At 52.3% G+C, this 14880-nt stretch carries 14 protein-coding genes; 4 read left to right on the top strand and 10 right to left on the bottom strand.

The annotated features are described in order from the left end of the window. Positions 1–26: 26 nt before the first annotated feature. On the top strand, positions 27–1193 hold the full coding sequence (locus tag ABIE10_RS02420) for a benzoate/H(+) symporter BenE family transporter (protein ID WP_153690351.1): 1167 nt from the start codon (positions 27–29) through the stop codon (positions 1191–1193). Here ABIE10_RS02420 and ABIE10_RS02415 read toward each other — a convergent pair. Beyond that, entirely contained in the window at positions 1176–2045 is an 870-nt protein-coding gene (locus ABIE10_RS02415) for an AraC family transcriptional regulator (RefSeq protein WP_153690350.1), read from the bottom strand. The two genes, ABIE10_RS02420 and ABIE10_RS02415, sit on opposite strands and share 18 nt — an antisense overlap. Before the next feature lie 184 nt (positions 2046–2229). On the opposite strand from ABIE10_RS02415, the gene ABIE10_RS02410 reads away from it, so the two are divergent. After that, positions 2230–3138, top strand: coding sequence for a DMT family transporter (locus tag ABIE10_RS02410; protein ID WP_016156589.1), 909 nt, complete (start codon positions 2230–2232; stop codon positions 3136–3138). Between the two features lie 35 nt (positions 3139–3173). On the opposite strand, the gene ABIE10_RS02405 is transcribed toward ABIE10_RS02410, so the two are convergent. The 3 genes from ABIE10_RS02405 to tehA form a co-directional block, all read right to left on the bottom strand. Beyond that, positions 3174–3848: a DUF3313 domain-containing protein gene (locus ABIE10_RS02405; RefSeq protein ID WP_047417362.1), complete on the bottom strand. Its 675-nt coding sequence runs from the start codon at positions 3846–3848 to the stop codon at positions 3174–3176. Positions 3849–4003: 155 nt separating this feature from the next. Continuing rightward, positions 4004–4600, bottom strand: coding sequence for a tellurite resistance methyltransferase TehB (tehB, locus tag ABIE10_RS02400; protein ID WP_429154587.1), 597 nt, complete (start codon positions 4598–4600; stop codon positions 4004–4006). Further along, positions 4600–5601: a dicarboxylate transporter/tellurite-resistance protein TehA gene (tehA, locus tag ABIE10_RS02395; RefSeq protein WP_049270261.1), complete on the bottom strand. Its 1002-nt coding sequence runs from the start codon at positions 5599–5601 to the stop codon at positions 4600–4602. The genes tehB and tehA overlap by 1 nt, the downstream gene beginning before the upstream one ends. Positions 5602–5714: 113 nt before the next feature. On the opposite strand from tehA, the gene ydcK reads away from it, so the two are divergent. Beyond that, positions 5715–6695 (top strand): YdcK family protein, encoded by a 981-nt coding sequence (gene ydcK, locus ABIE10_RS02390; RefSeq protein ID WP_429154584.1) that lies wholly within the window; start codon positions 5715–5717, stop codon positions 6693–6695. On the opposite strand, the gene rimL is transcribed toward ydcK, so the two are convergent. From rimL to ABIE10_RS02365, 5 genes are all read right to left on the bottom strand, one after another. After that, positions 6687–7232, bottom strand: coding sequence for a 50S ribosomal protein L7/L12-serine acetyltransferase (rimL, locus tag ABIE10_RS02385; RefSeq protein WP_429154581.1), 546 nt, complete (start codon positions 7230–7232; stop codon positions 6687–6689). The genes ydcK and rimL overlap by 9 nt on opposite strands. Positions 7233–7334: 102 nt before the next feature. Further along, positions 7335–7559: a YdcH family protein gene (locus tag ABIE10_RS02380; RefSeq protein WP_003833168.1), complete on the bottom strand. Its 225-nt coding sequence runs from the start codon at positions 7557–7559 to the stop codon at positions 7335–7337. A 167-nt stretch (positions 7560–7726) separates the two neighbouring features. Beyond that, the gene (locus tag ABIE10_RS02375; protein ID WP_049282406.1) at positions 7727–9382 is read right to left on the bottom strand and encodes a glucan biosynthesis protein D; all 1656 of its coding nucleotides are present in this window, start codon (positions 9380–9382) and stop codon (positions 7727–7729) included. Positions 9383–9575: 193 nt separating this feature from the next. Continuing rightward, a complete protein-coding gene (hglS, locus tag ABIE10_RS02370) occupies positions 9576–10919 on the bottom strand; it encodes a 2-oxoadipate dioxygenase/decarboxylase HglS (RefSeq protein WP_429154577.1) in 1344 nt (447 codons plus the stop codon). Positions 10920–11039: 120 nt separating this feature from the next. Next, on the bottom strand, positions 11040–11942 hold the full coding sequence (locus ABIE10_RS02365) for a manganese-dependent inorganic pyrophosphatase (RefSeq protein WP_429154574.1): 903 nt from the start codon (positions 11940–11942) through the stop codon (positions 11040–11042). Between the two features lie 229 nt (positions 11943–12171). On the opposite strand from ABIE10_RS02365, the gene pcaQ reads away from it, so the two are divergent. Further along, positions 12172–13095 carry a pca operon transcription factor PcaQ gene (pcaQ, locus tag ABIE10_RS02360; RefSeq protein WP_003020288.1) on the top strand — a complete coding sequence of 308 codons (924 nt, stop codon included), beginning with the start codon at positions 12172–12174 and terminating at the stop codon, positions 13093–13095. A gap of 45 nt (positions 13096–13140) precedes the next feature. On the opposite strand, the gene ABIE10_RS02355 is transcribed toward pcaQ, so the two are convergent. Then, the gene (locus tag ABIE10_RS02355; RefSeq protein WP_103766337.1) at positions 13141–14829 is read right to left on the bottom strand and encodes a methyl-accepting chemotaxis protein; all 1689 of its coding nucleotides are present in this window, start codon (positions 14827–14829) and stop codon (positions 13141–13143) included. Between the last annotated feature and the right edge of the window lie 51 nt (positions 14830–14880).

Here is a 14880-nt window from a genome sequence, read left to right as displayed (position 1 = left end):
ACCGTTATAACGCACACGGAGTGACTATGCGCGCATTTTCCATCCCACTACCCACCGTATTATCGGGTTTTGTGGCTGTCCTGGTCGGTTACGCCAGCTCGGCTGCCATTATCTGGCAAGCGGCCCTGGCCGCAGGTGCGACCACCGATCAAATCGCGGGCTGGATGACCGCGCTGGGGATTGCAATGGGCGTCAGTACGCTGGCGCTGACGTTATGGTATCGCGCTCCTGTGCTCACGGCCTGGTCAACACCTGGCGCCGCGCTGCTGGTTACGGGTCTGCACGGGGTATCGATTCAGGATGCTATCGGCGTTTTTATCGTAGCTAACGCGTTGATTGTGCTGTGCGGCATAACCGGATTGTTTGCCCGTCTGATGAAAATAATCCCCCACTCACTGGCATCAGCCATGCTGGCCGGGATCCTACTGCGCTTTGGTCTGCAGGCCTTTAATAGCCTCAACAGTGAGCTTATTTTGTGCGGTAGTATGCTGGTGGCATGGCTGGTATTTAAAGTCACAGCCCCACGGTACGCGACGATCGCCGCGATGCTGGCGGGTATCGCTATCGCGCTAATAAAAGGTGACATTGTCACAAGCGGAGTGAATTTATCGCCGGTCATGCCTGCGTTTATTGCCCCACACTTTTCATTTGCCCACAGTATCAGCATTGCGCTGCCGCTGTTTCTGGTTACCATGGCTTCGCAAAATGCCCCAGGTATTGCCACTATGAATGCGTCGGGCTATTCATTACCCGTTTCACCGCTCATTATCTTTACCGGCCTGCTGGCGCTGCTGTTTTCGCCGTTTGGTGTCTACTCCATCTGCATTGCCGCCATAACCGCCGCAATTTGCCAAAGTCCCGAAGCGCATCCTGATGCCAAACGACGCTGGCTCGCCGCCGCCGCGGCTGGCGTCTTCTATCTTCTGGCAGGGGTGTTTGGCGGTTCAGTCACAGGACTAATGGCGGCACTACCCGTAAGCTGGATCCAGATGCTGGCCGGTCTGGCCTTGCTCGGGACAATTAGCGGTAGTTTGTATCAGGCGTTGCATAATGAAGCGGAACGCGACGCAGCCATCGTTACGTTTTTGGTCACGGCCAGCGGCCTGACGTTATTGGGGGTTGGATCTGCATTCTGGGGGCTGGTCGTCGGCGGTATCTGCTACGCCGTGTTGACGTTATTTCGCCGCACGTAGCTGCGTTGCCGTTTTACCGGTTACCTGTTTAAACCGGTTACTAAAATGGCTTGCCGAACTGAATCCGCAGGTCATCGCAATATCTGACAAACTGCGTGAAGTGTAACAGACCAGATGCTGCGCCAGCGCCATACGACGTTGCATCACGTACTGATGCGGTGCCATATTCATCGACTGGCGAAACATTCTGGCAAAATGGAATTCGCTAAGCGCCGCCTCGCTAGCCAGATCGTTCAGGGTGATTGGGTACGCCAGATGCGCGTCAATATAGGCCAGCACGTTACGCAAGGTGACGGGCGCGAGTCCCCCGGTGACGGTGGGCAGTCGCCATTGAACGTTGCTGTAATGCTGGATCAGATGCGTTAACAGTAGCGAAGATGCCGCGCTGAGCGTGAGGTGATTGGCCGGTTGCTGCCAGTCGTTATCAAGCAGAAACTGACGGTAAACCGCCGTGATCCCCGGGTCACTGCCAAACGTGTGCTCGTCCAGCGTGAAGCTATAGGGGCTTTTATCCCAGACTTTTTCCCCCACTTCGCGCAGATGTTCGTCGGTACAATAGAGATGAACAAAGGAAAGATCGTCGCGGATATCCCAACTTGACTCGCTCTCTTTCGGCATCAGGCAAAAACGGTCCGGTCCGCCGCCATTCTTCCAGCCCCCCGCCGTTTTGTGGTAACTCTCGTAGCCATCCGCGATATATAAACTGAGCGTATGGTGATCGCAATACTGGGTGATGGTATCGCGCTTGTTTGACCAGGCCGCCAGTTGGATCCCTGAATGTAACGCAACCGATTCATGCAGCACGGCATTATGTTTGCGTAAGTTTTCAAAGGCATCGTAGGGCTGAGGCATACCATCACATTCAAAATAAGTTAGCAGGCTTTCAGTCTATAACAGCCACATATTGTTAACAGCTTCCTTTTCGCTTTTACGCTAAAAAAGCGCAAGATTTTGCAAGTCCGCCGCAAACCGATGAAAGCCTCCTGCCGCCAGACATGACACAGTGTGAACCTGAATCCAAAAAAGAGAGAGTTGTATGAACGCACTGTTGTACTGCCTGGTGGTGGTAATTTGGGGAACGACATGGATTGCGATTTATTTGCAGCAGGGCCCGGTTTCTGCGCCGGTTTCTATCTTTTGGCGCTTCGCCGTTGCCAGTTCGCTGATGATAGTGATCCTGCTGGTTAGCGGTAAATTACGCAAACTGTCTGGTCGCGATCATCTGTTTTGTCTGTTACAGGGTGGATGCGTTTTTTGCTTCAACTTCTGGTGTTTTTATACGGCTGCGGCCTGGATTAATACCGGCCTGGAGTCGGTGATTTTCTCAATGGCCGTCCTGTTCAATGCGGTCAATAGCTTCATCTTTTTTGGGCAAAGACCACCGCTGCGTTTCTATATCGCAGCCGGTCTTGGACTGACGGGCATTGTGACTCTTTTCTGGCAGGATTTGCTCAACAGCGGATTCAATCATTCCTTGCTGCTGGGTATCGGCTTAAGCGCCCTTGGAACCTTCGGCTTCTCATTGGGGAATATGATCAGCATGCGTCACCAGAAAAAAGGGCTGGAAGTGTTAACGACCAACAGTTGGGCCATGCTGTACGGCACGCTGTTGATCGCTGCCATTGCGCTGATGCGCGGGGACAATTTTACGCCACAGTGGACATTCAGCTATCTCAGCGCACTGTTATATCTGGCTATTTTTGGCTCAGTGATTGCTTTCGGCGCTTATTTCACACTGGTAGGTCGCATTGGTCCCAGTAGGGCGGCATACAGCACCCTGCTTTTCCCACTGGTTGCGCTAACGCTGTCAACATTGTATGAAGGATACGTCTGGCAGGTTAACGCTATTGCCGGATTAGTATTGATTTTACTGGGGAATATGGTGATGTTTGCCCGACCAGAAGTGCTGATGGGTAAACTATTCTATCGACGCCGGGTGGCATAAAAAAAACGCACCATCCTGAGATGGTGCGTTGATTATTATTGTGGTTTTTTGTTCACGTCAAACATGGTGGCATCCGTCGCCATGTCATCAACAACTTTCTTCAACGTTTCGAATGTCATCGGCGTATTTTCGTTGCTCAGATCTTTACCTTCACCCTTACGTACAACTTTAATTACCGGTTTATTGGTCGCAGCATCAATCAACTCACCCTCGAAATAGAGGTTGGTATCCATGGTACGGTGACCCGTTGCCATTTGTGTTCCCGCAACGAGTAGCGCAACCGGGATCACTTCATAGAACTGCAGTCCTTCTTTGCTCGTTGCAACACCGGTAATCGCTCCGCGGAAAATCAGGCTACGTGGCCCAGGGGTAGTAACCAGGGGCTTACGCTTGCTGATGGCGGATTTCAACTGGGTATTGGTGTAGGTCAGCAGTTGATCAAGAACCTGCTGCCCTACCTGCGTGGTAGGTTTAGGAACCGGATAATACGTTACCGGGTTATATACAATGTTGTCATATTTGGATTCGTTGTAGCTCGGATCAACCCAACGGAGTACGGTTTGTCCCGATGCTGATTGTGTTTCCTTCAAATCAGAGTAATTTTTTAAAAACCCAGAATATTTATCCGGCGCAGTCACTTTTGACGCACAGCCGGATAATGCCAACAAGCCAGTAAGCACTGCAACTTTAAATAAAGTTTGAGTACGCATGAAACGATCCCTTTAGTTTTCGCAATGATGCTTAAAAAGGATAGCAAAACCGTTTCATTTTGGATGTACTAAAAATGGTAAACACCGCACAATTTTCTCTCTACGCCCGGCACAAAAAATGCTGAGCGCAGAAAGAGTTAACCCAGGCGGGAGGTTCAGGCAGTTTTGCGTGCCAGCATTGTGGCAAAGCGCAGTTTAATTCGATTACCGTTTTCATCCGTACGATGAAGTTCACCCACGTCTTCGTTATATTTCAGCAGATCCCATCCGCTGTAATAATTGCGCAATTCTCCGGTTTTAAACGCGAACGGGAAACCCACGGTACACGGAAAATCATCGGTATCCATCGCCGCGACGATTAAGTTATATCCGCCCGGTTTAGTGCAACGCTGCATATTTTCAATAAGGCCAGGGATAGTTTTGGCTTCAAGGAACATCAGCACAACGGTAGAAAGAATAAAATCATATTCGCCGTCAATGCGTAATGCGTTGAGATCCGCGACGTTCGCGTGCAGATTGGTCAGCCCTTCCGCCGCTTTGATACGCTCAAGGTTAGCGATGCTCATGGGATTTTTATCTAATGCTGTCACGTCATAACCGTTTGCCGCAAGGTACAGGCTGTTACGACCGTTACCGCAGCCCAGGTCTAACGTTTTACCTGGCTTAACAATTTTTGCCGCTTCAACAACATCGGAATGCGTACGAGTTAAATCGTATTTCTCAGTAAAGTAGTTTTCGTCGCAAAGGGTCATTATTTATCCTCAGATTTCAGTAATGCAGCACGCTCCGTGCGGATGAGCAGTTTCCCCTGCATCAGCAATGCAAACGTACGTACCAGTAATAATGCAATGATAAAATTGGTAAAAATAAACAGTGGGATCGCCAGCGTATGAAAAAATCCTGACTCGCTACCGTGGCCCAGATGCAGCCCTGTTGTTGCCAGAGCCGACACGCCAAACGAGAAGCTCCAGAAAGACGCATTAAATGGCTGTGACAAATACCACGGCATGAGCCGTAGCATGAACAAAAGTTGCAGCAGACCATAGCCGAACAACATTTTGGCTAACGTATCGCCCTCGCCGCCGTTGACGCTAAGCCAGGCGCTGCAGGCGACCAGCGCAGGCGCCAGTTGAATGCCAAGTGAAGTACGTAACACCGCAGGCAACTCGCCGCAGCTACGTAAACGTTGCAGAATCACCGGCTCCAGGCTGAGCCAGGAAAAAACCCCGGCGCCTAAAAACACCAATCCTGCGTCGTTGAAACCCAGTGCGCCACAGGCCATTGCACTGATAAAGTTATTGGCGACGGTCGGCAGATACAGACCCGGCGTGGTGGCTTCCTCTGGATGCGATCCACGCCACAACCCTGCCGTTTGCCAGGCGGCGTAGGCCAGCTGTATCACCACGCCAATGCTGAACAACCCAATCGCCAGCGCTCGATACCACGGGACAAAACCAATCGCGACCAGCATCGTTGTGGCCGGAAACAGACTGACAAAGCTGCTCATCACCGGGTGACGAATTTCCGCCAATACGCTATGCGGAAAACGCAGTAAACGGCTAAGAAAGGCCAGCGTCAGCAGCCCCCAAATGACCATTGCGAGGATCACTAAACCGTCGCCAATCAAGTGACTCACTGGCCACACCTGACTGGCATAACGCCACGCAAACCCCATCCCAATGATGCCCAGTACCATGCCAAAATAACCGGCCGGAAGATTGAGGACCCGCTCACTCTGCTTGTTCTTACTCATTTTGTTTATTTTTTAAAGTATATTTGAAATACATTTTATGGAATTTCCGCTGATTTAGCCAGTGCGGAAAACTTTGCTACGTTTAACTAAGGTGCGCAACATGGAAATGAGCTATGACCAAATATCGTCTCAGCGATGAGTCTCGATCCTTTAGTTACCAGGATAATGGCAATAAAAAAAGCGTATTACTACGCCAAATCATTGCGCTCACTGATTTTAATGATGTCCAGGCCGGCACGCCCGGTGGCTGGATTGACAATGAAAGCGTGCTCTCACAAAGCGGTGATTGCTGGATTTACGATGAAAACGCGCTCGCATTTTCCGGCGCGACGATTACAGGAAACGCCCGCATTACTCAGGCAAGCGTGGTCAGAGATGGCGCGCAAATTAGCGATGACGTGTGGATTGACCGGGCTGAAATCAGTCATAATGCGCAAATACGTGACAACGTCACTATTCAGGATTCTGTGGTTCGCGGCGAGTGCCTTCTCTTTGGTGATGCGCGCGTGGTGCGTGACTCTGAAATCATCGCCGCCAGGGGGCTAACCCGTGAAAGCGACCAGCTCCTGCAAATTTATGATCGGGCTTTTGTCAGCCACTCACGAGTGGTGCATCAGGCGCAGATCTATGGCGATGCGAAAATCAACTATGCCTTTATTGAACATCGGGCGGAAGTTTTTGATTTCGCACAGGTGGAAGGTAATGAAGAGAACAATGTCTGGATTTGCGATTGCGCCAAAGTCTATGGATATGCGCGCGTCATCGCCGGGAGCGAAGAAGATGCCATACCTACCCTACGCTACAGTTCGCAGGTGGCGGAGCACGCGGTAGTTGAAGGTAACTGCGTGCTGAAACACCACGTGCTGGTCGGCGGTCATGCGCAATTACGCGGTGGACCGCTCCAGTTAGACGACCACATCCTGATTGAAGGCCACGTCTGCGTGCTGGGCGAAGTGCTGATCGAGCATCACATTGAGATAGCCGGTCAGGCGCATATCCAGGCGTTTGATGGCGATGCCATTCACCTACGCGGACCGAAAGTGATTAACGGTGAACAGCGCATTACGCGCACGCCTATCGCAGGTTTATTCTGAAGAGCCATCAATGATACGGGCGTAGAGATTCACATCACAGTAATCACCATTAAGGAATTCCGCCTGTTGCATACATCCTTCCAGTTGGAAGCCATTACGTAGCGCCACCTGGTTGCTCTCAACGTTTTCTACGCGACATTTAATCACGAAGCGGCGAATCTCCTGACGCTGCGCATAATGATGAATTAAGGCCTGTAGCGCCTGGGACATGATGCCTTTACCCTGATGCTCCTCATCCAGCCAGTAGCCGATATAAGCCGCTTTGTTTAGCGGTTCTATCTGGTTAAACGAGATAACCCCGACCACATTTTCTTGCGCAAAAATCAGGAACATTTTGGCGTAACCGCGCTGGTGCAACATCATATTGCCCTGCACATTCTTGCGGGTGTCCTCCTCAGAGGCAACAAACTGCGGCCAGTTAAGCGACTGCTGGAGCCAGCGTTTATTTTTAAGCACCAACTGATGCAGAGGCGTGACGTGTTGCTCTTCTACGGCACGCAGTTCCAGCGTGTCATTGATGGTAATCACTTCTGACATTTTCATTCCATTATGATGGTTAAGCAGGCCACCCTGCTCATCAAATAAAAACAGGAAGGGCTCCCTTTTGGAAGCCCTTTTACACAGCAAGCGCCGTTTTACTTAGCTCTCACTGACACTCTCTTTTTGCAATATTTTGAGCAGATCTTCCTTCAGGTGGAGTTTCTGTTTCTTAAGGCGAACAATGTCCAAACTATACCCCCGACCATCCGAACCTTCCAGTCTGGAGATCTCATGATCAAGGCTGTTGTGTTTTTCGAATAAGGACAGAAAGCGAGGGTTCTCGGATTTCAGTCGGGAAATAAGGTCTCTGTATTCTGGAAACATACTTTCTCCCTGTTAGTGGAAAAGAACGTGTATAAGAAATACACACCTCCAGAGTACCCACTTGACTTACAGAAAAATGCGAACGGGATCGAGTAAATAGTGTACAGAATGGTTGTGAAGAGGATTACGGATACGGCTCCCCATTCGGAGAGCCGTAAAGGGAGTGATTAACGCATCTCGCGGTCGTCAACGTACTGACGTTTATCCGGCGCTGGCGGGAAGTACTGATACAGCCAGGTTTCACTGATGGCGTCGCCCTGACAACGCAGGAACATACGCATATCTACCGGATCGGTTGAGTCAGAGGTCGGATACCAGTCAAACTGAATCCGATAACCGTCGATAGGTTCCACGTAAAGGATCTCAATCTGTTTCGCTTCACCGCTGGAGAGCGTAATCACCGGTTCAATACCCTTCGGCGCGGCGGCTTTTAGATCGCCACCAACGAAATCAACAGCAAAACGTCGCGCCCATTTTTCCGGGTAGTGCTCGCCCGGCGCCCATCCTTCCGGGAAGCCGCCCATGCCTGTTCGGGTCGCCATCACGCGAGCCAGCGGTGAACGCACCGGCGGCTGAGCACTCCAGTACAGGCGATATTTGAATTCCAGATCATCGCCCGCTTTGATCGACCTTTCAGGCTGCCAGAAGCAGACGACGTTATCCAGCGTTTCGCCGGTCGTCGGGATCTCCATCAGGCCGATAGTCCCCTTGCCCCACTGGTTACGCGGTTCGACCCACAGGCTCGGACGCTTGTTGTACCAGCCCATGATATCCTGGTAATGGGAGAAGTCGCGATCGAGCTGCAGCAAGCCAAACCCTTTCGGGTTGTTATCGGTATAGGCGTTGAACTGCAGTTTTTGCGGGTTATTCAGCGGGCGGCAGATCCACTCGCCATTGCCCCGCCACATCGCCAGACGGTCGGAATCATGAATTTGCGGGTGAATGGTGTCACACATCCGACGTTCGTTGTTGCCGCAGCTAAACATGCTGGTCATCGGTGCAATACCGAGCTGCTTGATGTCTTTGCGCGCATAGATGTGGTTTTGTACATCCATGATCACCTGCGTTTTCTCGCAGTGGATCACGAACTTAAATGCACCGGTTACGCTGGGGCTGTCGAGAAGCGCATACACGGTAAAGGAGGTTGCGCCCGGTTTGACCGTTTCGAACCAGAAAGAGGTGAAATCAGGAAACTCTTCTTTGCTGTCGGTGTAGGTATCTACCGCCAGACCGCGGGCCGATAAACCGTACTGATAGGTGTCATCCACGGCGCGGAAATAGCTGGCGCCCAGGAAAGAAACGATATCGCGACGGGCTAATTCTGGCGCTTTAAACACGCGGAACCCGGCGAACCCGAGGTCAGTCTGCCCTTCCAGCTGTTTGGTATCCACACCCGCATCATTGTATTTAAACAGTTCCGGACGGAAGTGGATTTCGCGCGCCATATGCGTGCTGCCATCAACCGAGAACATGCGTACACGGCGACGAAAGCCCATTCCCACATGGAAGAACTGCGCATCAAGCTGACGATTTTCAACATTGTTCCACAGAGACTGCTCTGGGTCATATTGAATGCTGTTGTAGGCCTGAGGCGTCAGTTTGGCCAGCGTGTCAGGTAACGCGCGCGGTGCGCCGCCCCAGGGCTTCTGTGCTAAGTCATGGGCCATCGATTGCAGAACGGAAAAATCAAAACGTACGGTTTTTCCGTCTGCAATGTCAGACTCTGCCGCAAAGGCGGCGCTGGAAAAGAGTGATGCAATACCACTGGTTCCGCACACGGCGGCCATTGCCATTGAACCTTTAATAAATCGTCTGCGATTCATGCCTGAAAGTGAGTCCTTCTGGTCGTGTAAATGGTCCCGCGCCGGCCATAATCAGCGGCAAGAGAGTGCACATTTCTGACCGCTCACTCTAGACAAAATTCATTAATAATCCAATTGTTGGTCGCCGATTATCTGTACAAAATCGAAAATATTTTATGTCGATGGGAACAGACCGAATCCCATGTAAATTCAATTAAAGTAAACCACACCGCCGTTTACTGCGATCTTGCGCCTCCTGATACAACGCAAACTCATCATAAACCGCACAACCCAGCGCCTGTTCAAACGCGTCGCGGCTGGAATTACCGTGGCTACGGGCCTGAGTTTCATTCCCCAAATTAGACTGGAAAATCCCCGCGGCGCTCACCGGTAAAAAATCTTCGTAGGTAATGGGCTGAGCAACCAGCCAGCCCCGCTCAATGAGCGGTTGCGGGTCGTCATCCGGGCGAATCGCCTGTCGATGCGCCTCGCCCGACGGCGTCAGCCGGTAGCGGAACCAGGCAAGCCCCTGCTGGCGCAGCAGAAATTCGCTGTCCGGGAATGCTTTGAACACCTCCTGCAAATGCAGCTGATGCGTCAGGTTGTCTTTTCCCGTTCCCGCTTTATTCAGCAATTCGTCGTACAACGCTCTGCCTTTCGGCGTCAGGGCCACGCCGCGCTGTTCGATTTCACCAAAACGCGCCGTGTGAGTGCCACGCATTTCACCGGCAAATAACACCGGCTCTTCCAGCGCTTTAAAACTGGTCTGACGCAATAAAATGGGCACCTCGCGGCGCGGTGGCCCTTCAATCAGTATTTTGGGTTCAATGCCGCACTCCGGCATCATCGACTGAACCCGGTCGATATCCAGCGTACGCGGCGTCAGATGGTTAATATGACACCCAGGGAAACACACCACATCAGCAATCAGCCGGTGCTCATTGTGCAATGCGTGATAGGTCGCCTCATCGACCGTGGCATGCTGATGCCAGCGGAAAGTTTCCAGCGCTTCTTGCACAAACTCCTGCGCCTGCTCAGGCGTAAAACTGCCCTGCACATCAAACTCATTCAGCAGTTCGTGACAACGACGGGTGAAAATATCGCGTTTCGCGAGGATCTCCGCGGCTTTTTGCCGTAACGCGGCGTTTTCGATTAATTCGAGCCGCAATAACGAGGTGAATACCCGAAACGGGTTGCGCGAAAGCGACGCATCGTCAATGGGACGAAACGCGGTGGAATGCACGGGAACACCGGCCTGGGAGAGATCGTAATAACTCACCGGATACATGCCCATAATGGCAAACATCCGGCGTAGCGTAGAAAGCTCCTGCGCAGTGCCCACCCGAATGGCGCCGTGGCGCTCAACGTTTAGCCGGGCCAGCTCATCTGCATTCGCCAGTTTTTCATGCAGCGTAGGATTATTTTCCAGTACCGCCAGATTCACATCAGCGACAAGTTCCAGCAACGTGCCATATTGCGGGACTTCCTGCTGGTACATTGCTGACATTGCCTGCGAAAATTGTTCCCGAATCTCATCTGCCGTGATGGTGTTCGCCATAATGTCATGCCTCCAGTGAATATTACCTGGAGTGTAGAAAACGCCGCTGACTCCGGTGGGAAGAATTTACAAAGTGTGACCCCGCGTAAATTTCCCCCCCCTACAGACGGTGAACAGAACCTACTGGCGTGGTTTTAAATGACTTTCCAGCCAGGGCAACATCTGTTTTTTACGGCTGAGCATCCCCTCCACCTTACAGGGCTGTGGGATGTCTGACAGCGCTGAACCGGCAAACCACAGGCTGGTGTCGCCCAGCTTGATATCGGTGAGCATCAGTACAACCAGCGCGGCATTCTTTTCCTCAGCATAGCGTGCCATTTCCAGACGGAGATCGTCCAGCACCGCATCCACCTGTTGCAGCGCATACAGTTCAAGCTGCGCCACACAAACCGAATGTCCATGAATGTTGAAGGTTTTAATGTCTTTCTGCAGAAGCTCGCGGGCGCTCATGCCTTCCACGCTTGTTTTAGCAGACAGCAGGTCGCGACTAAACGCCTCGAGATCCACACCGGTTTTTTGGGCCAGGGCCTCCACCGCCAGGCGATCGTCAGAGGTGGTCGTTGGCGAACGAAGCGTGACAGTGTCACTCAATGCGGCACCCAGCAATAAAACGGCCTCAGCGGCAGACAACTGGCTGCGCTCCTCTTCCGACATCAGTTGCCATAACAGCGTCGCGCTACTGCCGACTGGCTTCACCCATACTTCAGGTGGCAGACGAGTGACTAATCCACCGAGTCGGTGATGATCGATAATTCCCACGACGTTACTTTCTGCCAGCGATGCCGGCCCCTGGGCAGGCTCGGTGAAATCGACCAGCCACACATCACGATCGGTCAGTTCAAACGTCAGCCGTTCAGGCATCGTCAGCCCCGCATGCTCAAAGATAAATTGCGTTTCGCGGTTAGGTTCGCCCAGACGCCATGCCGTCGCCTGCTGGCCACGTAAAGTAAGCCAACGCGCCGTCATGGCGGCGGTACAAATGGCATCGCTATCGGGGTTAAGGTGCCCTATTACATCTATCATTAATCAGTGCCTTGTGAAGAGAATGGTTCAAAAGCAAACAATAACGAAAGTATATCGACTGGACGGATTCTTTCCATGATCCCACCACCCGGTGGCGCTGTACAAAACATAAGCAAAATAAATCAGTTGTAAGTAAAATAGGATAAATGTTAATAATATTTTGCTATCAAGTTATCAAAATCGAACAACTTCACTTGTCACCGATACGACTCTGTTTTTAACATCGCTTATGGAAAAAAATGTTCTGTTCAATCAGCGCATTCGCTTGCGCCACCTTCATACTTTTGTCGCCGTTGCACAGCAGGGAACGTTGGGCCGCGCGGCTGAGACCCTTAACCTGAGCCAACCAGCCCTCTCCAAAACGCTGAATGAACTGGAGCAACTGACCGGTACCCGGCTCTTTGAGCGTGGCCGCCTTGGCGCGCAATTAACGCTGCCCGGAGAACAGTTTCTTACCCACGCAGTCAGAGTGCTGGATGCGCTCAACACCGCCGGACAAGCCTTAAACCAGCGCGAAGAGTCACAGACGGATGTCGTACGGATTGGCGCCTTACCCACCGCGGCCCTGGGCATTCTGCCGGCGGTCATTGGCCCGTTCCATAAGCAGCAAATGGAGACCACGCTGCAGGTTGCCACCATGAGTAATCCCATGATCCTGGCGGGTTTAAAGTCAGGGGAAATTGATCTCGGCATTGGCCGTATGGCCGATCCGGAATTGATGGTTGGTCTGAACTACGAGCTGTTATTTCTGGAATCGCTCAAACTGGTCGTGCGCCCTAACCACCCGTTGTTGCAGGAAACCATCACGCTGAGTCGGGTGATGGAGTGGCCGGTGGTGGTTTCACCAAAAGGAACCGCCCCTCGCCAGCACGCAGAGGCGTTGTTGCAAAGTCAGGGCTGCAAAATGCCGCCGGGCTGTATTGAAACGCTGTCAGCATCGCTCTCCCGCCAACTGACGGTCGATTACGACTATGTGTGGTTTGTCCCTTCAGGCGCAGTTAGAGAAGATTTACGCCAGGCGACGCTGGTGTCGTTGCCGATACCCACCCACGGTGCGGGTGAACCCATCGGCATTCTTACCCGTGTCGATGTGCAGCTCTCTCAGGCCGCACAGATCCTGATCGCCGCAATACGCAAAACCGTGCCGTTTTGATGCCAAAAATTAAGGGACCATCAGGTCCCTTAATTGATTTTATTGTTAAAACGTTTCCCAGTTATCGCCACTGGCAGTTGCCGCCTGCGGGCGTGAATGGTCAGGCTTTGTCGTCACAGGCGCGCGTTTAATAGCACTTGTCCCTGTTAAACGGAATGTGCCAACAGCTTCCGTTAAGCGCGCCGCCTGCTCTTCCAGCGATGCCGCTGCGGCAGAGGCTTCTTCAACCAGCGAGGCATTTTGCTGCGTTACCTTATCCATTTCTGAAATTGCCTGACTCACCTGGACGATACCCCGGCTCTGCTCATCAGAAGCCGCTGCAATTTCCAGCATAATGTCGGTGACGCGTTTTACCGCATCGACAATATCCGTCATCGTATTGCCCGCGGCGACCACTTCTCCGGATCCCTGATCAATCAGTCGGACTGATTCGCTGATCAACCCTTCAATCTCTTTTGCCGCCTGAGCGCTGCGGCTTGCCAGCGTGCGCACCTCACTGGCAACCACGGCAAATCCACGGCCCTGCTCTCCAGCCCGCGCCGCTTCAACCGCTGCGTTCAGCGCCAGAATATTGGTCTGGAAAGCAATGCTGTTAATAACGGCTGTGATTTCGGAGATTTTCTTTGAACTCGTTGAGATATTGCCCATGGTTTTGACCACGCCAGAAACCATCTGACCGCCCCGACTGGCCTTACCGGAGGCATCTTCTGCCAGCTTGCTCGCATGATGCGCGTTGTCGGCGTTTTGCTTCACCGTCGCCGTCAACTCTTCCATGCTGGCCGCCGTTTGTTCAATCGCCGCAGCCTGTTGTTCAGTACGTGAAGACAGATCGGTGTTCCCCGCCGAAATCTCACTGGTACCGCGATAAATCTCTTCCGCGCCCTGACGCACCGTGCCTACCGTTGTCCCCAGCGAACGTTGCATTGTTTGCAGATGGCGGCTCAGGCGACCAATTTCGCTGCGCCCGGTCGGTTCCTCCGGCATGGTGAGATCCCCCGCTGAAATTTGCTCAATACGCTGGGCGGCACGCAACAGAGGATGAATGACGGTACGGCGCAGAACAATGAACGTCATCACGGTCAGCGCCAGCGCAAGAACAAATGCGCCCAGCATAAAAGCCATACCAAGCTGTGTACGCTGATGCGCCTGCTCGCTTAACTGATGCGCCCTGGTGGTACGAATGTCGATCGCCTTTAACAGCACCTTGTTGTACGCAGAGTCCAGCGGTCTGGCCTGTTCATTTTCATGGTTGATGATCGCTTCAAACATGCCGTTTTTAGCGTACTTCAGCATCGGCTGTAAGCCGTCGGTATAGGCTTTGAAGCTGGCGCTCAGTTCAGCGTCTAACGCTTCATCGGCAGACGTTTTTACCGCGCGTGACATATAAGCATTGAAACCGTCCTGCGATTGCTTAATCCGTTTTTCTGCCTCGGCGATATTGGCCTTCATGTCATCCATTTCGGCAATACGGCTCGCCGCGCCGGCGTGGATCATGTTGATACGCGCGGTACGCAAGTGGTTAGAGCTGTTAGATAACCCCATCCTGACCTGAATCTCATCGGTCACGTCGCGCTGATCGCGATCGGCCTGCATAAGAAAATAGCTTGCCAGCCCGGAACTTAAGGCGAACAGCAGAAGGATGCCACCGAGAATGGAGGAAAACAGCGGAACCAGCCGGATTTGATGCAGAAAGCCCAGTTTATGCTGGGCTTGCATCGATGTAGTGTTGTCCATGACCGTCGACTCTCTTGTAGGGTTTATGCGTGAAAACACGCCCGTTAGATA

The sequence above is a fragment of the Citrobacter sp. 506 genome, from assembly GCF_050434985.1.
Lineage (GTDB): Bacteria > Pseudomonadota > Gammaproteobacteria > Enterobacterales > Enterobacteriaceae > Citrobacter > Citrobacter braakii.
Note: the sequence above shows the minus strand (reverse complement) of the source record. Positions and strands in the feature narration are given on the sequence as shown.

Excerpts from the sequence above, each read along its gene's own strand:
- hglS (WP_429154577.1), bottom strand. The coding sequence starts at position 10,919 with ATGGCGAACACCATCACGGCAGATGAGATTCGGGAACAATTTTCGCAG.
- ABIE10_RS02420 (WP_153690351.1), top strand. The coding sequence starts at position 27 with ATGCGCGCATTTTCCATCCCACTACCCACCGTATTATCGGGTTTTGTG.
- ABIE10_RS02365 (WP_429154574.1), bottom strand. The coding sequence starts at position 11,942 with ATGATAGATGTAATAGGGCACCTTAACCCCGATAGCGATGCCATTTGT.
- ydcK (WP_429154584.1), top strand. The coding sequence starts at position 5,715 with ATGACCAAATATCGTCTCAGCGATGAGTCTCGATCCTTTAGTTACCAG.
- rimL (WP_429154581.1), bottom strand. The coding sequence starts at position 7,232 with ATGTCAGAAGTGATTACCATCAATGACACGCTGGAACTGCGTGCCGTA.
- ABIE10_RS02375 (WP_049282406.1), bottom strand. The coding sequence starts at position 9,382 with ATGAATCGCAGACGATTTATTAAAGGTTCAATGGCAATGGCCGCCGTG.
- tehB (WP_429154587.1), bottom strand. The coding sequence starts at position 4,600 with ATGACCCTTTGCGACGAAAACTACTTTACTGAGAAATACGATTTAACT.
- ABIE10_RS02405 (WP_047417362.1), bottom strand. The coding sequence starts at position 3,848 with ATGCGTACTCAAACTTTATTTAAAGTTGCAGTGCTTACTGGCTTGTTG.
- pcaQ (WP_003020288.1), top strand. The coding sequence starts at position 12,172 with ATGGAAAAAAATGTTCTGTTCAATCAGCGCATTCGCTTGCGCCACCTT.
- ABIE10_RS02380 (WP_003833168.1), bottom strand. The coding sequence starts at position 7,559 with ATGTTTCCAGAATACAGAGACCTTATTTCCCGACTGAAATCCGAGAAC.
- tehA (WP_049270261.1), bottom strand. The coding sequence starts at position 5,601 with ATGAGTAAGAACAAGCAGAGTGAGCGGGTCCTCAATCTTCCGGCCGGT.
- ABIE10_RS02410 (WP_016156589.1), top strand. The coding sequence starts at position 2,230 with ATGAACGCACTGTTGTACTGCCTGGTGGTGGTAATTTGGGGAACGACA.
- ABIE10_RS02415 (WP_153690350.1), bottom strand. The coding sequence starts at position 2,045 with ATGCCTCAGCCCTACGATGCCTTTGAAAACTTACGCAAACATAATGCC.
- ABIE10_RS02355 (WP_103766337.1), bottom strand. The coding sequence starts at position 14,829 with ATGGACAACACTACATCGATGCAAGCCCAGCATAAACTGGGCTTTCTG.